The sequence below is a fragment of the Spirosoma arboris genome, assembly GCF_009754945.1.
Classification (GTDB): Bacteria; Bacteroidota; Bacteroidia; order Cytophagales; family Spirosomataceae; genus Spirosoma; species Spirosoma arboris.
Window position 1 is genome coordinate 513,769 of sequence record NZ_WPIN01000003.1, and the last position, 25,270, is coordinate 539,038.

A 25,270-nucleotide genomic window follows, 5' to 3' on the forward strand; every position below is an offset into this window, starting at 1 on the left:
ATACTCTTAAGGTAGAAATGGCAAAGTCTATAGTATTAACTCGCCTGAAAAATGGATTTTAAATAGGCGGTGTTCGCGCCAAAGTTTTTTTTCACGTTTCGCGGATCGCTGGCATCACGTGAACGTTCGATGACGAGCCAGCCTTTCCAGTTCATATTATCCAGCGTTTGCTTTACTTTTTTGAGATCGATTCGAGGGTTGTTCTGTAGCCAGACACCATCTTCGTCTGTACAGTGAATTTGGCAAATCCGCTTTTTGCCAAGTATTCGTAATTCGTCGTGCAGGTCGCGACCAGCTTTCAGGGGGTTGGAGAAATTAAAATAGCTCTGAATATTCTTTGAACCAATCTCCTCCAGCAACGCTACCTCACCTTTGGCATCCAGCGCGGTTTCTATGCCAACAATTACGCCCGCTTTCTTTGCCATTTTACCAACGACCTTGAGTCGTTCCACAATCGCAGGGCGCAATTCGGGATTCTTCACTAAATCTCCCTGAACACCTAATGGCAGAAAAGCCACGTTTACATGCATGGCATTCATTGTATCGAAGCAATCCTGAATCATGCGCTGATACGTTGGCCTCGTCGCGAACGATTGTGCGTAGAACCCGGTCATAGCCAGCGAGCAGATTTCCAGATTCAACTCTTTCGCTTTGTCCAGAAACTGCTGCCGGATTTCTGGATTGGCTAATTGGTTATCAAACGTTTCCCGCTGTCCCAGGCCTCCCATATCGATCTCCAGCCCATCGGCACCAATCTCTTTGGTCAGTTGAAATGCTCCTAATTTTTGCCGTTTCAAAATCATCAAATCGACGACGGCAATCTTATAGGGCTGTTTTGCGGTGGCCCACTTTTCAGGCATAAACAAGCCTGCTGACAGGAGTGAACTGGATTTGAGGAATTGTCGACGATTGAGAGTCATAATCTATTGCACCAGCTTTTCTACATCTTCAAATCGCCGAATAGCATTGGCAGGAAGGTTTTCGCCTTTTTCACCGAAGACATACATCGCTGGATTCTGTTCGATGGTGCATTTCGATTCGTCAGCTTTTTTGAGGTCGAGCGCAAAATTTTGGGCTAGAAAATCATACAATGCCAGCCGCTTGCTAATCCCATAATCATGCCCTTCCTGGGGCAGATGTACATTTTTTACCACGTCGGTTTTACCATAAAAACCATAGATGCGCTGTAGGAATGGGAACTCGGTTTCGGGTACGTGTTGCGTCCAGTCTTTGCCGTCGGAGATGGCCAGTTGTAGGCGGGGCGCTGCCATGGCGGCAATTTCTACGTTGTTGGTGCCACTGCCGCACAGATGTACGCCCATCCCACTTTCGCAGGGACAACCGCCACTGTGATAGGATGATAGCATTACCACAGGAACGCTTAGGATAATACGATCATCCAGTGCTGTCAGCAACATTGTCTGGCTGCCTCCACCCGATCCCCCGCTAATGGCCACCCGTTTCGGGTCAGCGTTTTTGAGCGTTAACAGCCAATCCAGACTACGCATTCCATTCACGACCTGAATCGTTTGGGCAAGACTGCGCCGGTGATCTTCGGGTTTGACCTGTAGTGCCGATTCACCCCAGGCAAATAGGTCATAACTAAAAGCCATAGCGCCCATTCGCGCCTGCATTGCACATCGATACTGACAATCAGCCCGATAACGACCGTCGCCAAAGTGACCATCAGGATTTAAGATCACAGGCATAAGGCCTTTGGCATTCAGCGGCTTATATAATGAGCCCGTAACGTACAAACCCGGCAGCGTTTCAATGGCAACGTTCTCAACCGTATAGCCATCGTACGTTCGCTTATTGGTAATAATGGGTTGGCTAGTAGGTCTGGCGGGCAAATGCGACAGTTTCAATGCCTCCCACATACAAGCTCGCAACTCCGATTTCCGCTTCTCCCAACTGGCTATATCCGTATATAGAGAGGCTAAATAATCGAGCTGTTGTTGGCCTTCTTCGGGGGTTTTCAGGTGATACTGAAATGCCTGAAGTTTGTATTTTTTGTCGCCTTCTTTAGCAAACGTAATGTCCTGTGAAGCCAAAATGTTGGTCATCGTTTTTTCGACATCAGCAGGCCGGAATCGCCAGTCGGCATAGGTGACATACTTATCCTTAACTAATTCCTGCGGGTACCGTATCTTCACTGAATACCGGGTTTCGATTTCACTAATGATCTCGTTCAGCGGCTTTTTAAATTGATTGTCAGCTGTTTGGGCAGCTACGTTTAAGCTAAATCCAAGCAGTAAGAAAACGACAGTTGCTTTCCCAAGCTTCTGCAACGATGGCACAACTGACGCTTCGAGCCGACGAGTGTCCTCGTTTCGGGCCGTTAATGAGGAGCCTTCTATGGTCGAAGGTGCTTTTGATGCATTTCGCCAGCCGCTATAGAGAAGATTCGTGTCAAGTTTCGGTTTTGGAAAAAACAGACTGGCCACATACCCGACGCCAATAACGACCAGATGGCTATACACGCCCAGCATCAGTTTATGGTGGGTGAAATTGTAATCGCCCAGATCTAACAGCAGTTTCTTGTTGTCGCCGTAACCGATCTGGGTGGACGTCAGAAAGGCATAAGCCGTAAACACGATACATACAACAATGGCAATATTGACGCCCTGTTTGTTCGCTCGTGCACTAAAAATTCCCAGCAGAAAAATACCAACAATGCCTCCCGAAAAAATGGCATATAACGTAAAGACAATCCCTAATACGCCCTCATTACCCGCCTGTAAGTAGATGGCTCCAATACCAATCGCGATGATCCCAGAGAAAACAACAATTCCCTTACTGACCATCAGGTATTCTTTGTCGGTGCGAGCCGGGCGCGCTTTTTTATAGAAATCCTCCAGACCAACGGCAGCTAAGGAGTTTAAATCGGCGCTGAGACTACAGATAGCAGCCGAAATCATAGCCGCCAGAATGAACCCAACCACACCAGTCGGGAATTTCGTCATGATGAAATACGGAAAAACAGCATCCGGGCGCATACCCTGTGGCAAGGGCTGCTGTTTATAATAAACATATAAGGCTGTACCGATAAACATGAAAAGTGCCCAAACTGGCACTGTGAGCGAAATGCCGAGAATGGATGCCCTGATAGCAGCTTGGTCGGTTTTTGCGGTCAGATAGCGTTGAACAACAGTTTGATCAGTACCGTATTTCTGGATGGCGTAGAACGCACCGTTGATAACCATTACCACGAACGTGAGCCTGGTAAAATCCACATCGTAGGGACCAAACCCTGTCCGATTATTCGCAGAGGCAGTGTTGATGACTTCGGAGAAACCACCTTTCACGGAGTAAATAATGACGACGACGCAAAGTATGCCACTGGCAAACAACATAAATCCCTGAAACACATCCAGCCAGATTACCGCTTCGATACCTCCTAATAAATTGACCGCAATGATGATCAAGCCAACAATGACAATGATATAAAATGTATCAGCACCAGTCATATTGGTCAGCGCCACCGACAACAGAAAAAAGACCGTCCCCATTGAGGAAAACTGCCTGAGAACGAAAGCGGTAGAACTATAATAGCGAGCAAACGCACCGAACCGTTTTTCGAAGTATTCGTACGTACTTAAGCCAATTACCTTGCGATACAGGGGTACTATAAACCAGATCGTACCCAACAATACAATAGGCACCATGAGGCCCTGTACCAGCAAAATCCAGTTCGACGAATAACCTTCGCTCGGGTAGCCCAAAAAAGTAACGCTACTAATTAAGGTTGCCAATAATGACATCCCAATAGCCCAGGCGGGCACTCTGCCCCGAGCCGCAAAGTACGTTTCGGTAGTTCGCTGATTTTTGGCATATCGCAGCCCGAAATACAGGTTGATAATTAGCATGAAACCAATTATCAGGTAGTCAATTATGGTTAAGGTCGGAGTTGACATTCAGTTTAGGAATCAATATTTTTCTTTCGACAGGATTTACAGGATGAACAGGATTAGCTGTGTATGTGAAAAATCCTGTTCATTCTGTAAATCCTGTCGAAAAAGATGAATCAAAATGACCATAACACTACTGGCCAACGATAGCTTCCGGGTTTTACGGTAATATGTAAATTGTCGGGGCAGCACTTCGCTGGGCGGCATTCTATTTTTTCAAGGGCTTTACTTCGAACGACTCCAGCTGCCAGCTCCTGTGCTACAGCAAGCCGTGTAATGCCAATTTCGCGCAGAACAGCTGCTGCCGTTGAGCCGCCTTCAATAATCAGTTCATCTACAGAAACCTGATCGAGAACCTGCTTTACAACTTTTCCTGTTAGCGCACGTAGGCGAGTTGCCAGTTTGCAGGAATCCACAACTGAATCAGGTTCTATCGCTATAATAACCTGCTCATGCCGTTGGAAACTGCTAACGATATGTGCTACCCAATTTGCCAATTCAGCAGATTCCTGATCGTCAACATGCATCAGGGCATTCGGCATATAACAAACGAAATCTCCTGTCATGGATGCCTTTTTTACTAATTCAGCACTATGGCCAAAGGCGCTTCCACAAACATAAAGCTTACATAAGCCTACTATATCCATTGGGTACGCTGGACATTTGGGCGTATAAGTAGCTTCCAGGATAGCCGTAAAGAAGCCGGCTCCCCCACCTAATAATGTCTGCTTATTAATACGGGCGGCCCACGCTCTTAAGTCTCCCTGTGTACCGACCTCGCCAATAACAATACCTTGTAGAAGAGACGTCGCTGCTGGCGGCAGTACGCTTATTGGTTCATTGTTGACCGACAGACGCTTCATTACGTTCGATTCAGTAATCGGAAATTCCGGATCTTTCGAAAAATGGGTTTCATGAATAAGTTCACCCTGTACGTAATAATGTCCATCGATCAGAATTCTACCCAACGCTGGATTAGCCGGAACAATAAGCGCTTTCTCTAATCCCAGAACGTTCATCTGTGCCCTAGTTTCGGCAACGACATGCCCGCGCAGCACAGAATCGACCTTTTTGAAAATTAGTCGCGGATTCATCGTTCGCAACGCTGCGCTCACTTCCGTCATTTCCTGCACAGCCTCCGATTTGGCTACAGATCGAGCGTCAGTAGCAATGACAAGCAAATCGGCCCCGGAGTGCGTATTGACGGACATAGCATATTGCCCAATAACCAATTCCACAGTCAATCCGTACGACAGACCAATACCCGCCAGCTCAGCGGCCCCTGTTAAATCGTCTGCAATGACGGCAATCATTTTAAATGAGTGAAAGAATGACAAAAGCCCCCATTTCCTGTGGCTGTGAGGATACAGGAAATGACACTAACTTCTATACTGCCAGCAAATTCTTACGCCTGTACTTTGCTAGTTGAACAGCGGATTCAATCGCCAGCACCATAGCATCGGGGCTAGCGACACCTTTCCCGGCAATTTCAAAGGCAGTTCCATGATCGACAGAGGTGCGGATAATGGGCAACCCCATTGTAATGTTCACGCCTTTTACGCTGTCCATCTGTTTCTTATCGGCATTCCATTTAAAGCCCGTTAGCTTGAACGGAATATGCCCCTGATCGTGATACATGGCTACTACACCCCCATAATAACCGGTCGCAGCTTTTGAAAATAAGGTATCGGCAGGAACGGGGCCTTCTACATCGTACCCCCGACGTCTGGCTTCTTCAACGGCAGGAAGAATTTCCTGATCGTCTTCCGTGCCAAAGAGGCCAGAATCACCAGCGTGCGGATTTAGACCTGCCACCCCAATTTTCAGATTAGGTTCGCCCAATGAGATCAGGCCGTTGTATAACAGATCAATGACTTCCAAAATGCGGTCTTTTTTAACCAAATCACAGGCCTGCCGCAAGGATACGTGCGTCGATACATGGATCACCTTCATCTGGTCTTCAACCAGCAGCATGCCGTATTTCTTCGTATCGGTGTAATAGGCGTAGATTTCGGTGTGACCCGCAAAATGATGACCTGCTTCGTTGATTGATTTCTTATTGATTGGGCCGGTCACAGTGGCGTCAACTTCGTCGGCCAAAGCCAGATCGATCACGGTTTTTACCGAGGCAAAGGCCGCTTCGCCCGCCATCGCTGAGATTTCACCGAATTTCAGATTGGCGAGGTCTACATTAGCGAGATTATAGACATCAATCGTACCCAACTGGAATTCTGCGTTTTGAATCAACTTAATGGCATTGATCGTAACGTTTAGCTCCAATCGCCTTGCAATATCCTGAAAGACAGCCGCATCACCGACCAGTACAGGATTGCAGATATTATAAATGGTGGGATTCAACAGTGCCTTAACGGCTATTTCGGGACCAATACTCGCCGGATCACCCATGGTGATGCCAACGATCGGCTTAGCTTGATTACTCATATGCAGAATTGTTTCATGTTCCATGTTTCAGGTTCGATTCTGTATCCGAACCTGGAACATGACCCTTATAGTCTGGACATTACAATTGTATTTCCTCTTTTTCAACTAATTCGGCAAAAGTTGCTTTTAGCTCGGTTTCTTCGCGTTTAGAAAGCGATTGTAGCGGGGGCATCATGGTTGTACCACAAAGCTCGTATTCCTGCATGAGAACCTTTAACGCCCACAACGATTCGCCCAATGTACGACCGGCCTGATAGATATGGCCGAATGCATCCGACTGATTTTGGTACCCATAGGCTTTCTCCTCATCGCCAGCCAGAACAGCCTTCAGCATGTCGCGATAAATGGCGGGGAATAGATTTCCGGTGCTTGGTACCAGGCCATCACTACCCGCGAGTAACGCATGCGCCGACTTTGCAGCCCAGCCCATGAAGTGGCTAAAATCAGCGCGATTAGCCCACAAACCAAGCGCTTCGTTCAGGCGTTCGGTGCTACGCTCGGAGTCTTTGATTCCAACAATTTGCGGGTGGTAACTCAGCTCGTCAATCACTGGTAAAGGAATCGACATTCGGGTAGTTGCGAAGATGTTATAAATGATCAATGGCCCGTTAATCTGATCGGCCAGTTGCTCGAAATACTGCTTCATCTGGCTTTCCGACAACGCATAATACGAAGGAAGCGTAGCCGCTACAGCATCGACACCCTGATCGAAACAGTAGTTTGCAAACTCGACTGACTCTTCCAGGCAGTTCGATGAAATGCCCGCATATAGAACCGTATTTTCTGATTTCAGGCGAGCCGCTTCTTTCACATAAGCCTTTTTTACTGATATGGGCAAGGATGTCGATTCGCCCGTTGTCCCCAGAACAAAGGGCATAGCATCGCTGGCCTGAAGGTTCGCAATCATTTTTTCGACAGCTGCCTTATCTAAAGCAAATCCTTCAGTCAGTGGTGTAACCAGCGGAACGACAACACCTTTATATTTCTTTTTCATAGTAATAGCTAATAAGCGGCTGTATAGATAGAAATAGCATCTTCGCGGGTAATTTCCCGAGGATTATTCTTTAATAAACGAGTGATTTTCAGGGCATCATCGGCCATTTGTGGAATCACTTCTTCGGGGATACCAACATCTCGTAAGCGAGCTGGAATGCCACATTCATGAATCAGTTGCTTGATTTTCGTTACGCCATTCGCGGCTGTTTCGGCATCATCGTTACCTCGCTCGCAACCGAGTGCAACCGCTACCTGCGCATAGCGACAGACAGAAGCAGGTATGTTAAATTCCATGACGTAAGGCAGCAGTAAAGCATTGGAAAGGCCATGCGCCAGGTGAAATAGACTACCAAGCGGATACGAAAGTGCATGCACGCCAGCCGTATTTACCGGTCCCAGACAAAATCCACCCAGCAAACTCCCCATAGCAACCTGTGTTCGAGCCTCTTCATCGGCACCATTTTGTACGGCCTGTACGATGTTGGCCGCAATCAGGCGCATCCCCTCAAACGCATACATGTCGATGAAAGGCTGGGAAAATTTGTTGGTGTAAGCTTCCAGACAGTGAGTCAGGGCATCGATCCCAGTAGCTGCCGTAATAGAGGCTGGCACACTCATGGTAAGCAAAGGATCGACATACACGACATCAGGCACCAGAAACGGGCTAATGATTCCTTTTTTCTGATTGTCTGAATCGTCTACTAAAATGGCGTTGGGCGATGCTTCACTACCCGTACCCGACGTAGCCGGCACGCAAATGAGTTTTTTTCGGCGTCCATTCAGGTTACCGATGCCCAGAATTTCCGTGAGCGTTTGGTCATTGTCCAGTTGAGCAGCTACTAACTTGGCAATATCCAGCACGCTCCCTCCGCCAATGCCCACTACAACATCAGGGTTGACCGGCAAAATGGTTTGCATCAACTTGTCGAAATCGGCAAACGAGGGCTCCTGAACAATGCTGGTATCAATCGCAACAGTTATGCCATTGATTTCCAACTCATTGATCAAATTAGTCAATTGCGTCATCAATGGACTAATCGTTATGATCAATACGTTTGTTGGCGCCAGTAAGATGATCTCATCAGCTAAGTTTCGGAGAGAACCTTTGCCAAAAATCAGTTTACCGGGAAAATGTATTTTCAATTCCTGCTTCATTAGTTTCTTCGTTCGTGGCAGTCTCAGACTATCACTCTCGTTTTCGCTTGGCTTTGCCGAGTGAAGACTATCGTTTTAAGGGCGTCTCGCCCGTATTGTTTATGGTAAAAACAGGCCAGAGGCCTTTGAAAAAATAGTCTTCACTCGGCAAAGCCAAGCGAAAACAGTTTGCTCAATCCTTCGTAATCTCCTTCGCCACAGGCGCGGTATAACCAGCTAATGCGGGCCAAACGCCGTCTTTAATGGGTTCCAGCTTTAACTTTTTTGGATCGATAACCGCGTGTTTGATCTTTTGCCGACGCCAGGTATAGATCACGTGAACCAAACCATCATTTGTCTGAATTACAGATGGATACGAATATTGGCTGATCGGTGAATCTTCCAGAATTATTGCTGCTGACCAGTTTCTACCATCGTTCGAAACGGCCAGATTTAAGGGCGTACGAGGGCCTTTTGCCAGATCGCCCGGTGGCAGTACGTGATTATAGACCAGCACCTGCAGCCCATCTTTCAGCGTCACGGCATCAGTACCGGAGTTGTTATTCGGTAAAGTCGTTTTGGTGAGTGGCGACCAGGTTTCTCCATTGTCTGTCGACCAGGATTCTTCAATGGCGCGATCCCGACTGCGGGCCAGAATCTGGAGTTTTCCGTTTCCATACGTCAGAATGCTAGGCTGAATGGCATTGGCTATTTTACCATCGTTGATAGGACCAATTTTTCGCCAGGTTTTCCCGAAATCGGGGGTTATCTCAAAATGCAGTTTCCAGCCATCGCCCTCCGTGCTGGATGGGCAAACCAGGTTTCCATTCGCCAATAACACTGGCTTGTTTTTGACTGGGCCAATGTATCCTTCAGGCAATTTCTTCGCTGCCGACCATGTCCGTCCACCATCGGATGACGTTTTCAGTAAGCCCCACCATTTCGAAGGGCTTGGACCAACCTTATAAAACAGTATCAAATCGCCCTGAGGAATTTGGTACAAAACCGGATTCCAACAGGCGTACCGAAGCGTGTCGTTGATGATGCCATCAGCCACGTTCTGTGGAGCCAGCCACTGGACGGCACCTCGTTTGCCTTTCTCCTGCCGACTTACCCAAATGCACACGTCCGGATTCCGTTCTTTGGTCCCACCAAACCAGGCCGATACCAATCCGGTTGGTGTCTCAGCAATCGTTGCGGCATGGCTTTCCGGGAATGGTGGATTCTCGACTACAAACTCATCCAAGACCAGTCCAGATTGCCATTTTGCCAACTGAGCATAGGTGTTGCTGGACAGGCTTAGGATGGTAAGCAGGGTTATGTTTAGAAGCTTTATTATCATTATTTTATTGTTTTCATCATTTCGTTTTTTGTCATTTCGACCGGGACGCGTAGTCGTCAGGAGAAATCTTAAGCTTGACCAATAGGAGATTTGAGATTTCTCCTGACGACTACGCGTCCCGGTCGAAATGACAAAAACCTCCGGAGCTGTGACAAAAGAAAAAATCAATTCGTAGCCTGTTTTTTCTCCGCAGCTTTCTTAGCCTTAATAGCCGCCGTATACGTATTGTACATCTCGCGCCAGTTGCGACCGTTAGCGTTGAGATACTGCTCCGATTTGGTTTTGTAGATCTCGAAAATGGCCGAGATTTCTTTCATGTTTTTGTAATCGACCGCCTGCTCCCGCGCCTGTTCCAGAAATCCCAGAATGGTTGTTTCTTCCTGAGTCGTGATATTAGGAACGATAGCCTTGTACCCTCCCATCGTGAAAGCCACTTTGCCAATGGTATATTTATCCAGAATAGCATCGACCTGGCTTTTCTCCAGATCCTTTTGCAGTCCGGTCATCAATGCCTGATGCACCGTTGCAGGAATAGCCGAATCGGCAATGAGTTGGCGATCTAGTTCAGACAGTGGCTTCCCGGTTACTGGATTAATACCAGCCGGGACAGTACTAACCGGATGCTCATTGTGCCAGTCGCGAGTGGTTTTCAAATGAGTCGCTACCACTTCGATCAGACGCTTTTCCCTGTCTGGATCATTCAGATTCAGCGACGAAATCCATTCCGAAGCCTTCTTTTCCAGTTCGGCATCTGCTTTGGCCTCAGCCGTAGTAATCGGTTTAGTGGGTTGATACTGGCTAAAGGCGGGCGATGCCAGGATAAGGGCGGCTATGAATAAACCGGCGGTTAGGGTCTTCTTCATCTTATTTTGAGTTTGCAGTGTTTAGCGCTTCCGAACGCTTTTGGCCTTCGGGAAGCTGACTTTTCAAGGGATTATCGGTGCGAAATGGGCGAGCGGGTAAGCCTTCTTTGTTAACTAAATTGGGTTGTGCTGCTTCATCCCACGCAAAGCGAACGGATACCGGATGCTGGACACTGGGTGACGAAACCAGTATGCGTTTCCCATCAATACGAGCCTCGGCGGAAACGAAAATCCCATCGGCCCCAGCAATGGTAAAACCGGTAAGGCCCTGACCATCTCGACTCGCCAGTCCACTCCCAATCTGACTGAACGATAGCTCGATGCTTCGACCTTTTGTTTTCATTTTTTCGTAGACAGGCCCTTCAGAAACCAGGTCATTTTTCTCATAATCAGCCGACAATGCTAACAGAGCAAGTCGCCGTCCGATCTCCCATTTAAAAGGCGGGTGGATGTCAGATAGATTATCGGCCAGATCGGTTGTGACAATCATACCCGTTCGGGGTAGGCTTAATACGAGTTCCTGTGCCTCCCGAAACTCGGGCAAGGTTTCGCGTGTCAGAGCGACTTTCCCCTTCGATTCAGAGTAGTTGAATGGAGCCAGCGAGACGTAATAAAATGAGAGTTTCTGATCGTTCCAGGCACTTCGCCAGCTTGTGATCAGCGTTTTTAGTTTGTGTGAATATGTGATGGTTTCTTTCAAAAAACAGTTACTCTCTCCCTGATACCACAGAAAACCTTTCAGGGCAAACGGCGCCAATGGCCGAATCATAGGTTCATAGAATTTACCTGGCTCACCGTCTACTTTTTCATTGCCGAAATAAGGGTCTTCCCGGAAAGCAGCTTCTGAAATCCAGGGCTCAATCCGACTACCGGGAACGGCCGACGAGATGACACCAATGGGTACGTTCAGGTTTTTGTAGAGTTCTTTCGCGAAAAAATAAGCCGGTGCCGAAAACGATCGCAATGCCGAATCCTGTGCCATATTCCACCCCCGATGCATCGAATCAGGCTTACTCAGTTCTTTCCGATTGACCAGAAAGATGCGTATCTGTGGGTTATTGGCGTATGCTAACTCATCGACTGGGTTATACTCACCAACGGATTGCATTGCGAGAGAAGGCTTCACTTTGCTGTTCTTCCGCATTGTGTATTCCATGTTCGACTGGCCCGAACACAACCAGACTTCGCCAACCAGAATATTTTGCAGCCGTATCAAATTCGTACCAGCGATAACTAGTTCTTCTGGGTTGCTCGAAGCTTTTAAGGGTTTCAGTGTAACGCTCCATTTACCTGATACGTCAGCAGAAGTGGTTTGATTTTGTCCGGCAAACTGAACGTTCACTGTTTCGCCAGCCGATGCTTTACCCCAGATCACCACCGGCTTACCCTGTTGCAGCACCATGTTATGACCCAAGATTCGGGGCAATACAATCTCGGCTTTCAGCTGGACTGAAAGGAGAAAGATGGTGATAGATAAGAGGGTATGTTTATTCATAAGTATTATATTCCACTTGCAATTTGTCATTCCGACGCAAGGAGGAATCTCAAAAACACGGGTAATTACTCAACTCTGCTTGACGTCCCACTCGTTTTAAATGATTTGATCACAAATACAGCCTCCGGGTCCTGTTCGCCCGAATTGGGCAGATCATAATTTTGATCGGTGGGTGTATCAGCATCTGGGAAACGACGCACACCACCTGTTCGGAAAACCACTCGCCGGAATGAAGCCACAGGTGCGAAAAACAGTCGATTGCCTTTGGATTGGCCGTTTACGAACGTAGTAAACATGCGCTTGTCGCGATCCAATTCGATACGTACATCGTATTGTTTTCCAGCTTCATATTTCTGAATCCCCGAATCACGGTAACCCACTTTGGCTTTGAACAGACTGTCAGAATCAAATAGCAGACGAACCGCTGGTGTACCTTTTGCATCCTGAAACTCGATCTGCAAAACGCCTTTATTGGTTTGCTGGGGCACAATTGTAAACTCGACAGTCACTTTCTTCGACTCGGGAATCACTCGCTCAGCTTTGGCAAAATCGAACCTGTCTTTATCACGAAGAACCAGCGCTTTAGTCCCTTCTATCGTTTCTAGTTGAGCCGTCGCCTGAATCGGGCTATAGATGTTCCAGTATTTTAACTCTTCGCCTGCCGGGAGTTGGGCAAATACATCGTTGGCGTGGGTTTTCACCTCGTCGGTAATGGGCACTGGAATGCTGGATATCCAGATATCTTCCTTATTCATGCTGTAGGTAACCCACAGATTACCATCGGGTGGTATTCCGTTACCTTCTTCGATGCCTCGAACGTACTGGGGTCCGTAGGATTTGTAGGCACCTCCGTAACGCATGGACGTAATCTCACCGTTTACCAGTAGTAGGTTGGTATAATTCAGTCCGTCTTTACTGGTCGATAGCGCCAACGGCCACCGAAACTCAGAAGGATTATAGACCGTAACATATTGACCATCTGACGTCTTTTGTCCCCAGATTTTCGCGTTGCTGTTTACGAAACCCGGTGCCCGCAGGGGATTATATAGCCACATTTTGCCTTCATCTTTGCTGATGGTGGTAAGCGCGTGTTTCCACAAACCCACCACGCGATTATCGGAAAGATGGTAATAGCTGAATGCTTTTACATCCTTTTTCAGCGAAATCAGCGGGTCGTTACGATCAGCTTCTTCAACCCATTGCTGTATCATTAACGGATTGGCCAGTAACTCGTCGCAGGCCTCCACAAAGCCTTTATCTTTTGAACTCGTGTAGAACGGATAGGCCGATTTCGATTTGTCCCAAGACGAGTTATTCCGAATAAAATAAATCGGGCCGAACTTACCATCCGGATAGACCTCTCGAACGACCCTCCCGATGCCATTCCCATCATTGGGGTAATCCTTGGGTCCCATGACAATACCATAAAATGCCAGCGTTAGGAGTCGTTTATTTTTCGCAACGAAGAAACCCATGCGCTGATGCATAACCGCATACAGGTCTTTGGCTACCTCCGGGCGACCTTCTTTCTTCCAGCCATCGGGTATTTTGTAAGGCGGAAAAATAATGGTTGGCTTCGACCAACTAGAGCCGTCTTTCGAGGTCATAAGCAGCGTCTGTCCTGGAGGCACGTGCTCGCCAACCGGATTACTGAGGTATTGCAGATAGAATGTATTGTTCCAATAAGCCAGCATGGGCGCATGATTGTACGTCCAGTTGGTGCCACCCGCTAATTCTGGATGCTCGCGATTTGCCCGAACTACCTGGATATTATGCACACCCACCGCCGGATGCAACTGTCCATGATGGTAATCGACATTCGACAGCGTTTGACCAATATAGCGGACGGTGTCTTGGGCGTGGGATTGGGAAAAGCAGAGGAAGAGAAGGATAACTACCAAACTTCCAAGCTTTTCTAGCCCCTCTCCCGTTTTGGGAGAGGGGTTGGGGTGAGGGTATTGGCGGTTCACCTCACCCCCGGCCCCTCTCCTAAAACAGGAGAGGGGAGCAGCGTGTGACTGCATTATAGGCATTACCCCCAACCCCCTAAAGGGGGCTTTGCATGTGCGAGTTTGAGCCCCCTTTAGGGGGTTGGGGGTAATTTTATTATACGTCATAACCCGTTACTTTTTTTAAGCCAAATCACCTCTGGGCTGCCCGACTGGTTTTTCAGGCTCACCATACCACCACCTTTTACTACGTCTTTCGACTTCGTAATCTGCCCCGTTTTTGGATTTATATAATTGACCGAGAACGAACCCGTTGCTTTTACCAAATCAAGCTGGGCAGGATTTGTCGATTCATTGTATAGAATGTACCCAATTTTCTCGTCGCCCAATGCCCATTGACTGGCAGGCGTTTGGGGCAAATCCATTGGCTGCATTTGGCTGGCATCTGTTAAAAATTGCGGATCACTAACCGCAGGAATATTGGGCATAGAACCACCCGCCATCAACACAGCCCAGCCCACTGAATCGTAGCTGTCAGCAGCATACGTAACTGCTTTCTCCGGAAATTTCTGCCGATATTCCCGCACAGCCTGATAGACTTTTTCAAATGACGTTTTCTTCGGAACAACCAAACGGGCATGTTGGCGAGGGGCTAGATTCTGCCCCCCGGCAGGTGCATAGGTCGTTCCGTTAGCCTGATAATGCCAATACCGAATGTCGATCAGGTTAATTACGGATGCTCGTTTGGCATCGGCCAGAATCGCGTCCTGAACATCTTTGGTGGTGCTTAAGCCTACAATTACTTTTTTGCCGGTTTCCTTTTCCCACTCAGTGATGGTATCAATCCAGAACTGCACAAAATGCAGTGGCCCCGTAAATTCAGCTCCGATCAGTTGAATGACACTCGAGTTGCCAGCGAAATTATCCAGGCACTTTCGGATGTAAGCCCGATGCAACGCCCGCCGAACGGGGTGCGATACATCATAGAATTGCTCGGCCATAAAAATCCGCTTGTCGCCAGCGTAAGGGACAGGTTCAGGAAAACCTGTGTTGTTAATGTTATTCGCAGGTCGCCAGGGGAAATCGGCGTAGTGAGCCCCCGCTTCGATAATGTTGTGCTGGAAATAGTTCTCGTGAACGAGCGCCAGTCCTTTTTGGTCGGCCAGATCGGCAAACTGTTTTAGTCGGCTCCAGTACCAGTTATTGTATTTTGTCAAATCGTATTTACTCAATCCATCCCAGGCTGCCTCTTTGCCGCTTCGGGCAAACGGAAGTTCGTAAAACGGAGGCCATACTTCACCGTTCATTCGGCGAATACGCTCGTGATCATCCCGACGACGGTCGTACCAGAGGCCATAGTTATGGTCGATGGCCACGATATTATCAGTCTTCATGGAATCGGTCATAGCTTCCAGATTATCCGTCAACCCCTGGCCTGTCATGCCCGGTACAAAGCGGGTAATGTGAGGCTTCGCATTAGGTAAGCCATAAGGTCGCGCACTCCCATTCCACCAGGGCACTTCCTGCCGCCGACCTGTCAATAACGCACTGCCTCGAACCAGCTTTCCATGTTGAATCTGCATAGATGCTGCCTTTGTAGAATTTGATTCTTTCGGCAAGCCGATTGCCTCAATTGATCTGGCAGTTGACGTAGTTGGAATAGGCTGACGCGTGTAAGCTGCCGTGATAAAATCGTATAATGTTGGAGCTGGATTAACAGACTGCTTGGTTAAGGCTGCAGCAACCTCAACTTTTGGGCTACTTGACGCTTCTGATTCGACGGGTAACAGGATGGTTCTTCCTGCAATGGCATCGCCCAATCGGTCTTTTAGTTGGGCATAATACAGACTTCGGGGTTGGATATGCTCGTTGGACATATCCCAATAACCATCTCCGGCAAACTGCGCCCAGGTTCCAAACGCCCAGTTCTGTGCCGTAGGAGGCTGGAAATTCTCGACGCGGGCTGCTGTGCATTGCCAGAAAACGCTGTTGGCAGCATTCCAGCCAGCACCCTGTCCATCTTGGCCAAGATTAGCAAAACGCAAAGCATTCCCATCACTATTTACGACATCAAACAACACACCCGACGCCCAACTATCAATGCCTCCACTGAAGCTAAATGGTAGATGTGCTTCGCACTGGACAAAGGCATTGGGGCCAGCACTACAATAGCCAACCGCAAAATCGTGATAGCCAGATTCGGAATAAAGTCGTTGACAAAGAACCTGTTGTCCTCGAATAAAGAATGTCGTTCGTCGCTCTCCGCCAATTTCGGAGACAGGTTCCAGCGACTGACAATCTTCGATTGTAACGCGCTTTGCTGTTTCCTGAACATTCACTGCTGATCCAGCGAAGTGCCTGAAAACGACCTGACGAACCCAGGCATCTTGTACGTTTTCGAGAACGATAGCCATCCAGCGATGATCTTCATCTTTCGGATTAGCTTTGTCGTATGACGATTCCAGCTGTAGATTTTCTATACCAGCTCGTTCAATCCGTCCTGCCCAGGTGTAACGGGCAATCGTTCCTCCACCGTAAGTGGAATCCAGCGCGGTTGTCAATGGCGCATCGAGAGTGAGTTCAGAACCATTCACGGCGGTAATCTGACGATCCCAATAAAGATCGCGTTGACCCGGTTTCCAACCCAGTGCAGAAATTCCCCCGCCAAATGTATCGGTATCCAATTTCTGAATCCATTCTTTGGTCGATGGTCGACGGATCTGTACAAAATCACCAACCTTAAAATCAGTGGATTTCGCGACCCGAACTTTCTGCGCGTTGACCGGTACATAGCCGTCCGTAATGGAAACGGATGAAGCTATTTGTCGGTCGTTTTTTCCAGAAACTGTAAGTAAGTTCTCCCGACTGAAACCCGTCCCGAGAATCGTCGTACCGTTGATTCCGCTCCCCCGAAGTACAACGCCAGAAGCGGTAATTTTCAAGCTTCCAGCTACTTCATAGATCCCTTTTTCAAGCAATACAGCCCCTCGAAAACCATCATTATTGATGGGTAACGAGGCTACATAGTCAATAGCTGCCTGTATTCGCCGGGTAGCATCGCCTTTTCTGAACGGTACAACAACCTTTACGTCTACAATTGGAATCGCCTGTTCGCCAGCCTTGTAGCCACAGTATGAAAAATCAGGAATGCGATTACCCAGCTCGTCCGGCGTATATATTAAACGACCCTGCTGGCCAAGAGCTACAGGTTGTTTCTTTGCCAGCTTATTACCCTGCGCACACGTATTTTCTATACGCACAAATGCGAATAGCAGGCAAAGCAGAGCAATAAGATGACGGGTTTGAAGCACGGTTTTAGGAAAGGTTTTCAGCCCACTGCTTTAGCTGTGGGAAATCAAAAGACGAGTTTCTTGTTAACCGTTTCAACGGTTTTTATACGCTAGACCGTTGAAACGGTTAACAAGAAACTATTAACTCTCGCACCAACCCACAGCTAAAGCAGTGGGCTAAAAATGGCTACTACGTTCTCGGTCTCACCGATTGAACGGGCACAACACTGTTCAGGTAGTCTTCAATATTGGTATACCCATCCTTATTTTTATCCTGGCTGGCATCCGATGGATCTTTCGGGTTCAGGCCGTTTTTGGTTTCCCAGGCATCAGGCATACCATCGTTATCAGAATCGGCATAAGGCGTGCCTTTGTAGTCAGGATAACCACCTACTTGTATAGGGTCAGTAATGATGCCGTTTTTGTACGAATCGATAGGGAGTCGACGGTGTTTAAACTGCGTTTCGGGTAATTTTACACCTTCTTTGTAAGCAATCTTACCAGTACGAACCTGCTCCAATACACGCGTGTCGACGGGATCACGTTTGGGGAGAGCAGCTCCAGCGTTCGCTAATACATAATCGTAGGCCTGCTGTGCTGACAGTATCGTAAGCTTTGGCATTGGTAGCGGCTCCTTCCATTTTATGCTGGCTGTGTATTGACCCGCATTAGGCATATCTTCAACCTGCACGCCCCCATCCCAGTTATCCTTCGTCACCTTGTCGTTGCCTTCCACAATATTGCCGTTCACATACGCACGACCATACTCCCGATGATCCAATTTACTTCGTCCCGATTCTGGTTTGAGAATCCGATAACCAATCGGCGAATCTTTTGGTGTTTGAGGGCCTGGCTTGAAGTAATTGTTAACAATATTGTACATAGCCGTGTAGTCACCGCCATCGGTTGACCGGTGCACCCAATTGAAGATCACATTATTGGTAAAGTTGAAGATGCCATTCCAGCCAATCGACGGATTCCGACCGGCGTTATCGGCCCAGAGATTACGCATGAACGTACAATTTTCGCCACCCAACGTGCTACCAAAGGCGTGATTCCAGGTATCTAAGGCCTCGGAGAAAATCGAATTCTGAATTGTGATATTCACTGTTGGGAGCTTTTCTTCCAGTGGCTTGCCCGTGCTGTCATTATACATGTGGCGGTACATCGACATGTTCTCATCCAACCCCCAGCTTGCCGACACGTGGTCGATCATGATGTTGCCGATTGGGTTCCCGCCAATCGAATCGTCGCGACGACCTACGTTCGTTTCGCCCCGGCGGAATCGCATGTAGCGTACAATCACATCGTGTGTATTGATCCAGACCGATTCGCCAGCCACACAAACACCATCGCCCGGTGCCGTCTGACCAGCAATCGTAATGTAAGGAGCTCTGATAATCAGTGGTGTTTTTAGTCGAATAATGCCGGCTACATTAAAAACAACGGTACGTGCTCCGCCCTGTTCGCAGGCTTCCCGAAGTGTACCGGGGCCACGATCTTCCAGGCTCGTTACAACGATTACTTTTCCACCGCGACCGCCAAATGTGTAGGCTCCACCACCTTCAGCTCCAGGAAAAGCAGGAATGCTGGCCTGGGGCAAATCGACGGGCCGAGCTGCCCACGGAACATATGGTTTGCCTTCCTGTGCTTCTTTCTTAATAATTGGCAATGCCTTTACCCAGGCAATGTCTGACTGACGTCGGGCTTCCTTAAGCAGATCATCACTTTCTTTCTGAACATCTGCCGGAATTGTCGGGTACTGCGCCCAAGCAATGTTTTGGCCTATTAGTAAGGTAGCAGCCACTACCAGAGAAATATTAAATTTTTTCATTGGACAGGGTTTCTTTTGAGTGAATTTGATTTCAACTCTTTTTATAAAACTGGACCTTGACGACTAGTTCATGTTCAGATTGTATATCAACATCAAAATAAGGCTAAAAAATAGGGCAATATCTATATCATTTTTTCGGCAATGTATAGGATATTATCATCCACTAATAAATCGACGCGAAGCATGTGAAGTAATGTGTTTTTATACTTTCTGTTCTCTGTGCCTCTGTGATTAATTGACTAAATCTTCCTACAATAGTGATTTGTAATTCGCGAGTAAAAGTGGGGGTAAAATAGGCGCTTTATGAGCTTATTGCTATTCATACGGTACATCTAGCCAGTACCTAAATCGTTTCGCAGCATGAAACTCCTTATTCTTACCTTATCTGGGTTGCTCTTTTTAACTAGTATGATGCACAAATCTGACACCAACGAACAGGAAACTCCCCCCAAAGCAGGAATCGAAAAAACACAGTTTGGCACCTTTCCCGACGGTCGAGTAGCCGACTTGTTTACCCTTCGGAATGAAAAAGGTATGGTTGTACAAGTCACAAACTATGGCGGCTATATTGTTTCCTGGACTGCCCCAGATAAAGCTGGAAAACAGGAAGAGATTATTCTTAACGTGCCAACGTTTGCCGATTATCTGAAAGGAACACCCAGTTTAGGGCCAATCATCGGTCGGTTTGGCAACCGGATTGCTAATGGAAAATTTACGATTGATGGTCAGGAATATACGCTGGCGCAGAATAATAATGGCAATCACATTCATGGCGGACCAACCGGATTTGACAAACGTCTCTGGCAGGCAAAGATTATTGACGGCAAGGAGTCCTCTTTGGTATTAGGCTATATGGCAAAAGATGGCGAAGAAGGTTATCCTGGTAATTTGGCAGTCATGGTGACCTACACACTTCAAAACGATAATGCACTCCGCATCGACTATGAAGCAACGACCGACAAAGCAACGGTTATCAACTTGACCAACCATACTTATTTCAATCTGAGTGGTCTGAAGCACGATGTCTTGAATCATGAATTGATGGTGGCTGCTAATCGATACCTACCAACCGATCCCAAACAAATTCCAACAGGCGAGTTGAAACCTGTTAATGGTACACCTTTCGATTTCTTAAAACCAACGGCAATTGGTACGCATATCAATGATACAACCGACACACAAATTCGGTACGGCAAAGGCTACGATCATTGCTGGGTATTTACCAATATGTCGAAAGGATTGAAGTTAGGGGCCACGGTGTATGAACCAACCAGCGGGCGTTTCATGGAAATGTATACAACCGAACCCGCAGTACAAGTCTACACAGCGAATAATCTGAATGGCAAGCTAGTGAATAAAGACGGCGTGGCACTTAGCAAGCGTTTTGGGCTTTGCCTGGAAACAGAGCATTTCCCCGACGCGCCCAACCATCCGAATTTCCCCTCGACCGTTTTGCGCCCGAATGAGACGTACAAAAGCACGACGATGTATAAGCTTTCGGTGAAGTAAGGCTAAACTAATACCATTAACCCCTAAATCCCCTGAAGGGGACTTTGCTCGTGCTTAGACAAAGTCCCCTTCAGGGGATTTAGGGGTTAATAAACGCAAAAGCGCCTTTATAAGAGGCCAACCTTTTACAAATTCCGAATGTATTTCTGCCCGCCCAGGTACCGCATTTGGCGGGAAATTTGAGTGGTTCGGCGCTGAATATAGCTTGACGGATTTTTGATTGAAAACTGGCGCGGATTGGGTAACACAGCAGCGATCCGAGCCGCTTCACTACGGGTAAGTGTAGCCGCAGAATGTCCGTAATAGCGTTCTGATGCAGCTTCCACCCCAAATGTCATTGGCCCCGTTTCCGCTATGTTCAGGTACACTTCGAGAATGCGCTTTTTCCCCCAGATCAGTTCAATCAGCATCGTAAAATAGGCTTCCAGTCCTTTGCGAATGTAACTGTGTCCATTCCAGAGAAATACGTTTTTGGCTACCTGTTGCGAAATCGTGCTGGCCCCGCGCGCGCGCTTACCAATCTGATTTTCTTTAATAGCATCCTTAATCTCATCAAAATCGAAACCCCAATGCGTCGGAAAATTCTGATCTTCAGAAGATACTACGGCTAAAGCTGCTTCTTTGCTAACCTCATCGTAGGAGATCCATTTTTTATAGACGTGGCTACTCTCGTCCGTACCTAATGAATCAAACCAGCGCGAGACGATTAAAGGCGTGAGTGGAACCGGCACGTATTTCAGGACGATTACATAGCCTAACGAACCAAAAAACAGCCACAAAAAAGCGCGTAAACAAAAGCCATAAACACTTTCCAGCAAAGGCTGTTCGCGCATAAACTGCCGGAGTTTCTGCCAACGCGTGGCGCGTGGCGGGGAAACATAACTACGGTCAGGTCGCCGTTCCCGCTGCGGAGCAGGCTGTGTTATTTTAGGGCGTGGTTGCTGAGGAGGAGCCGTACGAAATGTATTGACTGGTCGTTGCGGATTCATAGGTGTAGGGGCATTCCGCGAAAATAATAGTAAGGTTGATGTAAACCGATTTTTTACTAAAATCCCCGAAAAAAGCGGGGCCCTACGGTAGCGCAAACTAATCCCCTACTCCACAAATAAAGTTGCAGCTACACGATCAGCGAAAAGCTTACCGGCGTTTGTCAAACGCAGTCTGTCGCCCTCGTGAATAAGCCAACCCGATGCATACATTGCTTTGAGATCCGAAGCCTGTTGACGGGCAAAATCAGTGCCCAGCAACACGCTCAATTCGGTTAGAGAACATCCCCACTGCGTTCGTAATCCTGTCAGCAAATAGTCATTAACCTGGTCAGCAATCGTCAATTCTTCCAGCTCAGCAGGGATTATACCCTTCTGAATGTCGGCGATATAACGTGCATTATTAGCAATATTGTATTGCCTCGAATGACCATTATATGAGTGCGCACTCGGTCCAATACCAAGGTATGGTTTTCGTTGCCAATAAGCCGTATTATGACGGGCATATTGCGTCGTATTTCCCTCATCCCGACGGGCAAAATTCGAGATTTCGTAATGTGCATAATCCGCCTGGTTCAATGCCAGAACCAGCTCCTCAAACTGATCAGCCGCCAACGATTCATCAGAGGGGGGCAGTTTTCCTTTTTGCTGCCATCGCCCAAAAGCGGTATCGGGTTCAATTGTAAGTGCATAGGCCGAGAGATGTGGTACGTTGAGTGCCAGCACTTTCTGTAAATCGAGCTGCCAGAGCGATGGATCGCGATTCGGAATTCCATAAATCAAATCGACACTCATATTCTCGAAACCGGCCTCACGTGCTAACCAGACACAGGCTTCGGCTTCAGTAGCGGTATGAGCGCGATTCATCCAGCGTAGCGTCGCTTCGTCGAATGTTTGAATCCCGATACTCAGTCGATTAACGTATTGGCGCAACATCCGAAGTTTTTCCGTAGTCAAATCGTCAGGATTAGCTTCGAGTGTAATTTCGGCCGTGGGCGAAACAGCAAAATGAGTGTGAATAGTATCAAAAATCTGCGCTAATTCAACCTCGGTCAATAAAGAAGGCGTTCCACCACCAAAATAGATTGTCTCCAGCGTAGAAGTAGGTAGATAATCTTTTTGCAAGTGAATTTCGGCGCATAATGCATCAACCAAGGCCGACTTCTGTCCCAAACTGGTACTGAAGTGAAAGTCGCAGTAATGACAGGCCTGCTTACAGAACGGTATGTGTAAATAGAGATGCATTTGCCCTATTGACAAGAAAATAGATAGATAGGTTTAATGAGTGAAGTAAGTTAATTAAGTGAGGTAATGATGTAGTCAAGTAAGTGAAATGGATTTAGTAAATATAAAGGGGTGATTATTAAACTTCCTTCACTTACTCCACCAATTCACAATAACTTTTTCTCCAGTACAATCGTCAATCCATGCTTCCCCTGTTCGGTTCCGATGATATCGAATTCGAAACGTAGGTTAAGTAGAAGCATCGATCGCCATTGATTATAAGTCTGGGTTCGAATGGTGTTATACTTGTTCTGGCGGCACCAATCGTGTTGTTGCCTCATTAGTTCAGCCGCGATACCCTGCCCCCGAAAATCGGGGTGAACACCACCCAACCAACTATAGAATTGGCCAGGTTTCCGTTCATAACCGAATTTACAGCCCACGATCCGATCATTTATACTGGCCCATTGGGTTTGTAAGCCTGTCCGGGACGCCTGATAGGTAAGTTTGGCTAAAAGTTCAGTGCGATCCTGATTATTGAATATAGTACCCAGCAAATCAAGCAGTACCGTTAATATAGGTTCAGAAGGCAAGCCAGTGGTCATTTCATAGCGGATATTCATGCAATAAAAGTAACAGAAAACCACTATTTTGCGATTCGACCTTAATTGACTCTATTAGTAAGTAGCATGAACGTTCCCGAATCAGAACCCCTGTCCTCTACCACGACAGACGCGCAGGATAAACTTCATGACCTAACCAGCCAGAGCTGGAATCTGGAACTGGTCATTTCGGGGGCAGCCTTATTCGCAACACTCAGTCTCCCCGAACTTTTAGATAGTGCGCTGGCCTACTATCGGTATAACCTCATGACGGATACGGATTATATCCACGATGTAGGGCCAACACAGGTAATGGGCTTACTAAAAGGTGTATCGTATTCGTTGTTTGCCGCCTTTCTTGCTCATTTTATCATGAGAGCCTTTTGGGTGGGACTACTCGGGATATTGGCCGTTTACCCGAGTGGTATTCGGTATGATCAAATTTATAGTCTAAGCCAGTATGCCCGCCAGCAGTTTGCCCAGCGAATGGGCTCCTTACCTGATTATATTATCCGGCTGGATAAACGCTGCAATGTAATTTTTGCACTGGCATTCAGCCTCGCGTTGTTTCTCCTCGGTATAGCGATTGCATTTGGTCTGTTTATCCTTATCGAAGCGGTGCTTCAACTGCTTATTCCAGACCATCTATACAAAACTGTTCGCGAAACAGTAAACCTGATATTGCTGGTTGGCATTGGTGGACTATGGCTTGTTTATGTCTTTCTGAATCTACCCAAGTTTCGCGATAATCCCCGGTTTGCCCAAATAGCCTTCCAACTGAGTCAGCTATTTTCAGTCTTATTTATGGGGCTTTACAAGCCGGGACTTTACATTCTCTATACGTTCTATAGTCAGATACCCAAACAGATACTACAAAAGAGGTTAGTATGGGCATTTAGTATCTTTATTCTAGTCGAGCTGGTATTTATGTCTGGGCAGTTAGTACAAACTATGGGAGCGTCGGATGCTTTAGATAGTCGGTCATATATCACCCTGCGTGCTCCTAATCAGCTAGTGGAGGCCAATTCATTTGATAATTTACGCACGCCAGATGAACTGATCAGTAAAGCAAGTATTCAGAGCGATGTGATTCGGGAACCGTATGTGCGGCTGTTTGTGAGTTATCCGAAATCACTGGATGTAGAATTGGCGAAACGTTTTCGGGAGCCTGTATGGCCAGATAACCTTTCGAAAAAGGACCGGCGGGAACGAAAAGCTACCTGGTACCTGAAATCGTTTGAAAGTTATTTCGGCGTTTACCTGAACGACTCCCTCTATCGGTCACCGGGTTTCCTGTTTACCAAACGTGCCGATAATGGTCAGCAGGGGCTGACAACGGTGCTACTAACCGCTAATTTGAAACCAGGACGAAATATCCTGAAAGTGATGGTGCCTGACTCAGCGAACAAGCCGACAGCTTATTACCAGATACCGTTCTGGTATGTACCTGAAAATTAATCGATCAATCTGGGCACTTCTTGCAGCGTTTGCCCTTTTTGTACTTCTTGCAACATTTTTTCAATACGCACTCATGGCCCATGAATGGGTTAGATTGAATAAGTTGCTTAGCCTCATTCAGTGGTACAGAGCAGTCAGAAGCGAAAAATTCGGTAGTCATTAACACTTATTATTTGCGGAGGCAAAGATACGTTTATTTAGATTTATTACAAATTAAAAATCATGAAAAAACGTA

At 47.3% G+C, this 25,270-nt stretch carries 17 protein-coding genes; 2 read left to right on the forward strand and 15 right to left on the reverse strand.

Going from position 1 to position 25,270, the window contains the following annotated elements; translation table 11 throughout:
• Positions 1-35: 35 nt before the first annotated feature.
• The 12 genes from GO755_RS09930 to GO755_RS09990 form a co-directional block, all read right to left on the reverse strand.
• Positions 36-920, reverse strand: a complete 885-nt coding sequence (locus GO755_RS09930) for a sugar phosphate isomerase/epimerase family protein (protein WP_157584588.1) — start codon at positions 918-920, stop codon at positions 36-38.
• Positions 921-923: 3 nt separating this feature from the next.
• The gene (locus tag GO755_RS40890) at positions 924-3,869 is read right to left on the reverse strand and encodes a sodium:solute symporter (RefSeq protein ID WP_227686911.1); all 2,946 of its coding nucleotides are present in this window, start codon (positions 3,867-3,869) and stop codon (positions 924-926) included.
• Positions 3,870-4,027: 158 nt separating this feature from the next.
• On the reverse strand, positions 4,028-5,224 hold the full coding sequence (locus GO755_RS09945) for a four-carbon acid sugar kinase family protein (protein WP_157584589.1): 1,197 nt from the start codon (positions 5,222-5,224) through the stop codon (positions 4,028-4,030).
• A 73-nt stretch (positions 5,225-5,297) separates the two neighbouring features.
• On the reverse strand, positions 5,298-6,377 hold the full coding sequence (gene pdxA / locus GO755_RS09950; protein WP_227686912.1) for a 4-hydroxythreonine-4-phosphate dehydrogenase PdxA: 1,080 nt from the start codon (positions 6,375-6,377) through the stop codon (positions 5,298-5,300).
• Between the two features lie 55 nt (positions 6,378-6,432).
• Positions 6,433-7,347, reverse strand: a complete 915-nt coding sequence (locus GO755_RS09955) for a dihydrodipicolinate synthase family protein (RefSeq protein ID WP_157584590.1) — start codon at positions 7,345-7,347, stop codon at positions 6,433-6,435.
• 8 nt (positions 7,348-7,355) lie between these two features.
• Complete coding sequence (locus GO755_RS09960; RefSeq protein ID WP_157584591.1) at positions 7,356-8,504, reverse strand: iron-containing alcohol dehydrogenase; 1,149 nt, start codon at positions 8,502-8,504, stop codon at positions 7,356-7,358.
• Positions 8,505-8,676: 172 nt separating this feature from the next.
• Positions 8,677-9,825 (reverse strand): sialidase family protein, encoded by a 1,149-nt coding sequence (locus tag GO755_RS09965; RefSeq protein WP_157584592.1) that lies wholly within the window; start codon positions 9,823-9,825, stop codon positions 8,677-8,679.
• Positions 9,826-9,989: 164 nt separating this feature from the next.
• Positions 9,990-10,688, reverse strand: coding sequence for a DUF3826 domain-containing protein (locus GO755_RS09970; RefSeq protein WP_157584593.1), 699 nt, complete (start codon positions 10,686-10,688; stop codon positions 9,990-9,992).
• Position 10,689: 1 nt separating this feature from the next.
• The gene (locus GO755_RS09975) at positions 10,690-12,183 is read right to left on the reverse strand and encodes a sialate O-acetylesterase (RefSeq protein WP_198174797.1); all 1,494 of its coding nucleotides are present in this window, start codon (positions 12,181-12,183) and stop codon (positions 10,690-10,692) included.
• 65 nt (positions 12,184-12,248) lie between these two features.
• The gene (locus GO755_RS09980) at positions 12,249-14,207 is read right to left on the reverse strand and encodes an exo-alpha-sialidase (protein WP_227686913.1); all 1,959 of its coding nucleotides are present in this window, start codon (positions 14,205-14,207) and stop codon (positions 12,249-12,251) included.
• 89 nt (positions 14,208-14,296) lie between these two features.
• Complete coding sequence (locus GO755_RS41975; protein ID WP_157584594.1) at positions 14,297-17,443, reverse strand: DUF6298 domain-containing protein; 3,147 nt, start codon at positions 17,441-17,443, stop codon at positions 14,297-14,299.
• A gap of 169 nt (positions 17,444-17,612) precedes the next feature.
• Positions 17,613-19,256 (reverse strand): pectate lyase family protein, encoded by a 1,644-nt coding sequence (locus GO755_RS09990; protein WP_157584595.1) that lies wholly within the window; start codon positions 19,254-19,256, stop codon positions 17,613-17,615.
• A 360-nt stretch (positions 19,257-19,616) separates the two neighbouring features.
• Here GO755_RS09990 and GO755_RS09995 point away from each other — a divergent pair, with 360 nt between their 5' ends.
• Complete coding sequence (locus tag GO755_RS09995; RefSeq protein ID WP_157584596.1) at positions 19,617-20,765, forward strand: aldose epimerase family protein; 1,149 nt, start codon at positions 19,617-19,619, stop codon at positions 20,763-20,765.
• A gap of 125 nt (positions 20,766-20,890) precedes the next feature.
• Here GO755_RS09995 and mtgA read toward each other — a convergent pair whose 3' ends face one another.
• From mtgA to GO755_RS10010, 3 genes are all read right to left on the reverse strand, one after another.
• On the reverse strand, positions 20,891-21,754 hold the full coding sequence (gene mtgA / locus GO755_RS10000; protein WP_198174798.1) for a monofunctional biosynthetic peptidoglycan transglycosylase: 864 nt from the start codon (positions 21,752-21,754) through the stop codon (positions 20,891-20,893).
• 105 nt (positions 21,755-21,859) lie between these two features.
• A complete protein-coding gene (hemW, locus tag GO755_RS10005) occupies positions 21,860-22,996 on the reverse strand; it encodes a radical SAM family heme chaperone HemW (RefSeq protein ID WP_157584597.1) in 1,137 nt (378 codons plus the stop codon).
• Positions 22,997-23,142: 146 nt separating this feature from the next.
• Entirely contained in the window at positions 23,143-23,598 is a 456-nt protein-coding gene (locus GO755_RS10010; protein ID WP_157584598.1) for a GNAT family N-acetyltransferase, read from the reverse strand.
• Positions 23,599-23,664: 66 nt separating this feature from the next.
• Here GO755_RS10010 and GO755_RS10015 point away from each other — a divergent pair, with 66 nt between their 5' ends.
• Positions 23,665-25,035, forward strand: coding sequence for a hypothetical protein (locus GO755_RS10015; RefSeq protein ID WP_157584599.1), 1,371 nt, complete (start codon positions 23,665-23,667; stop codon positions 25,033-25,035).
• Positions 25,036-25,270 lie beyond the last annotated feature (235 nt).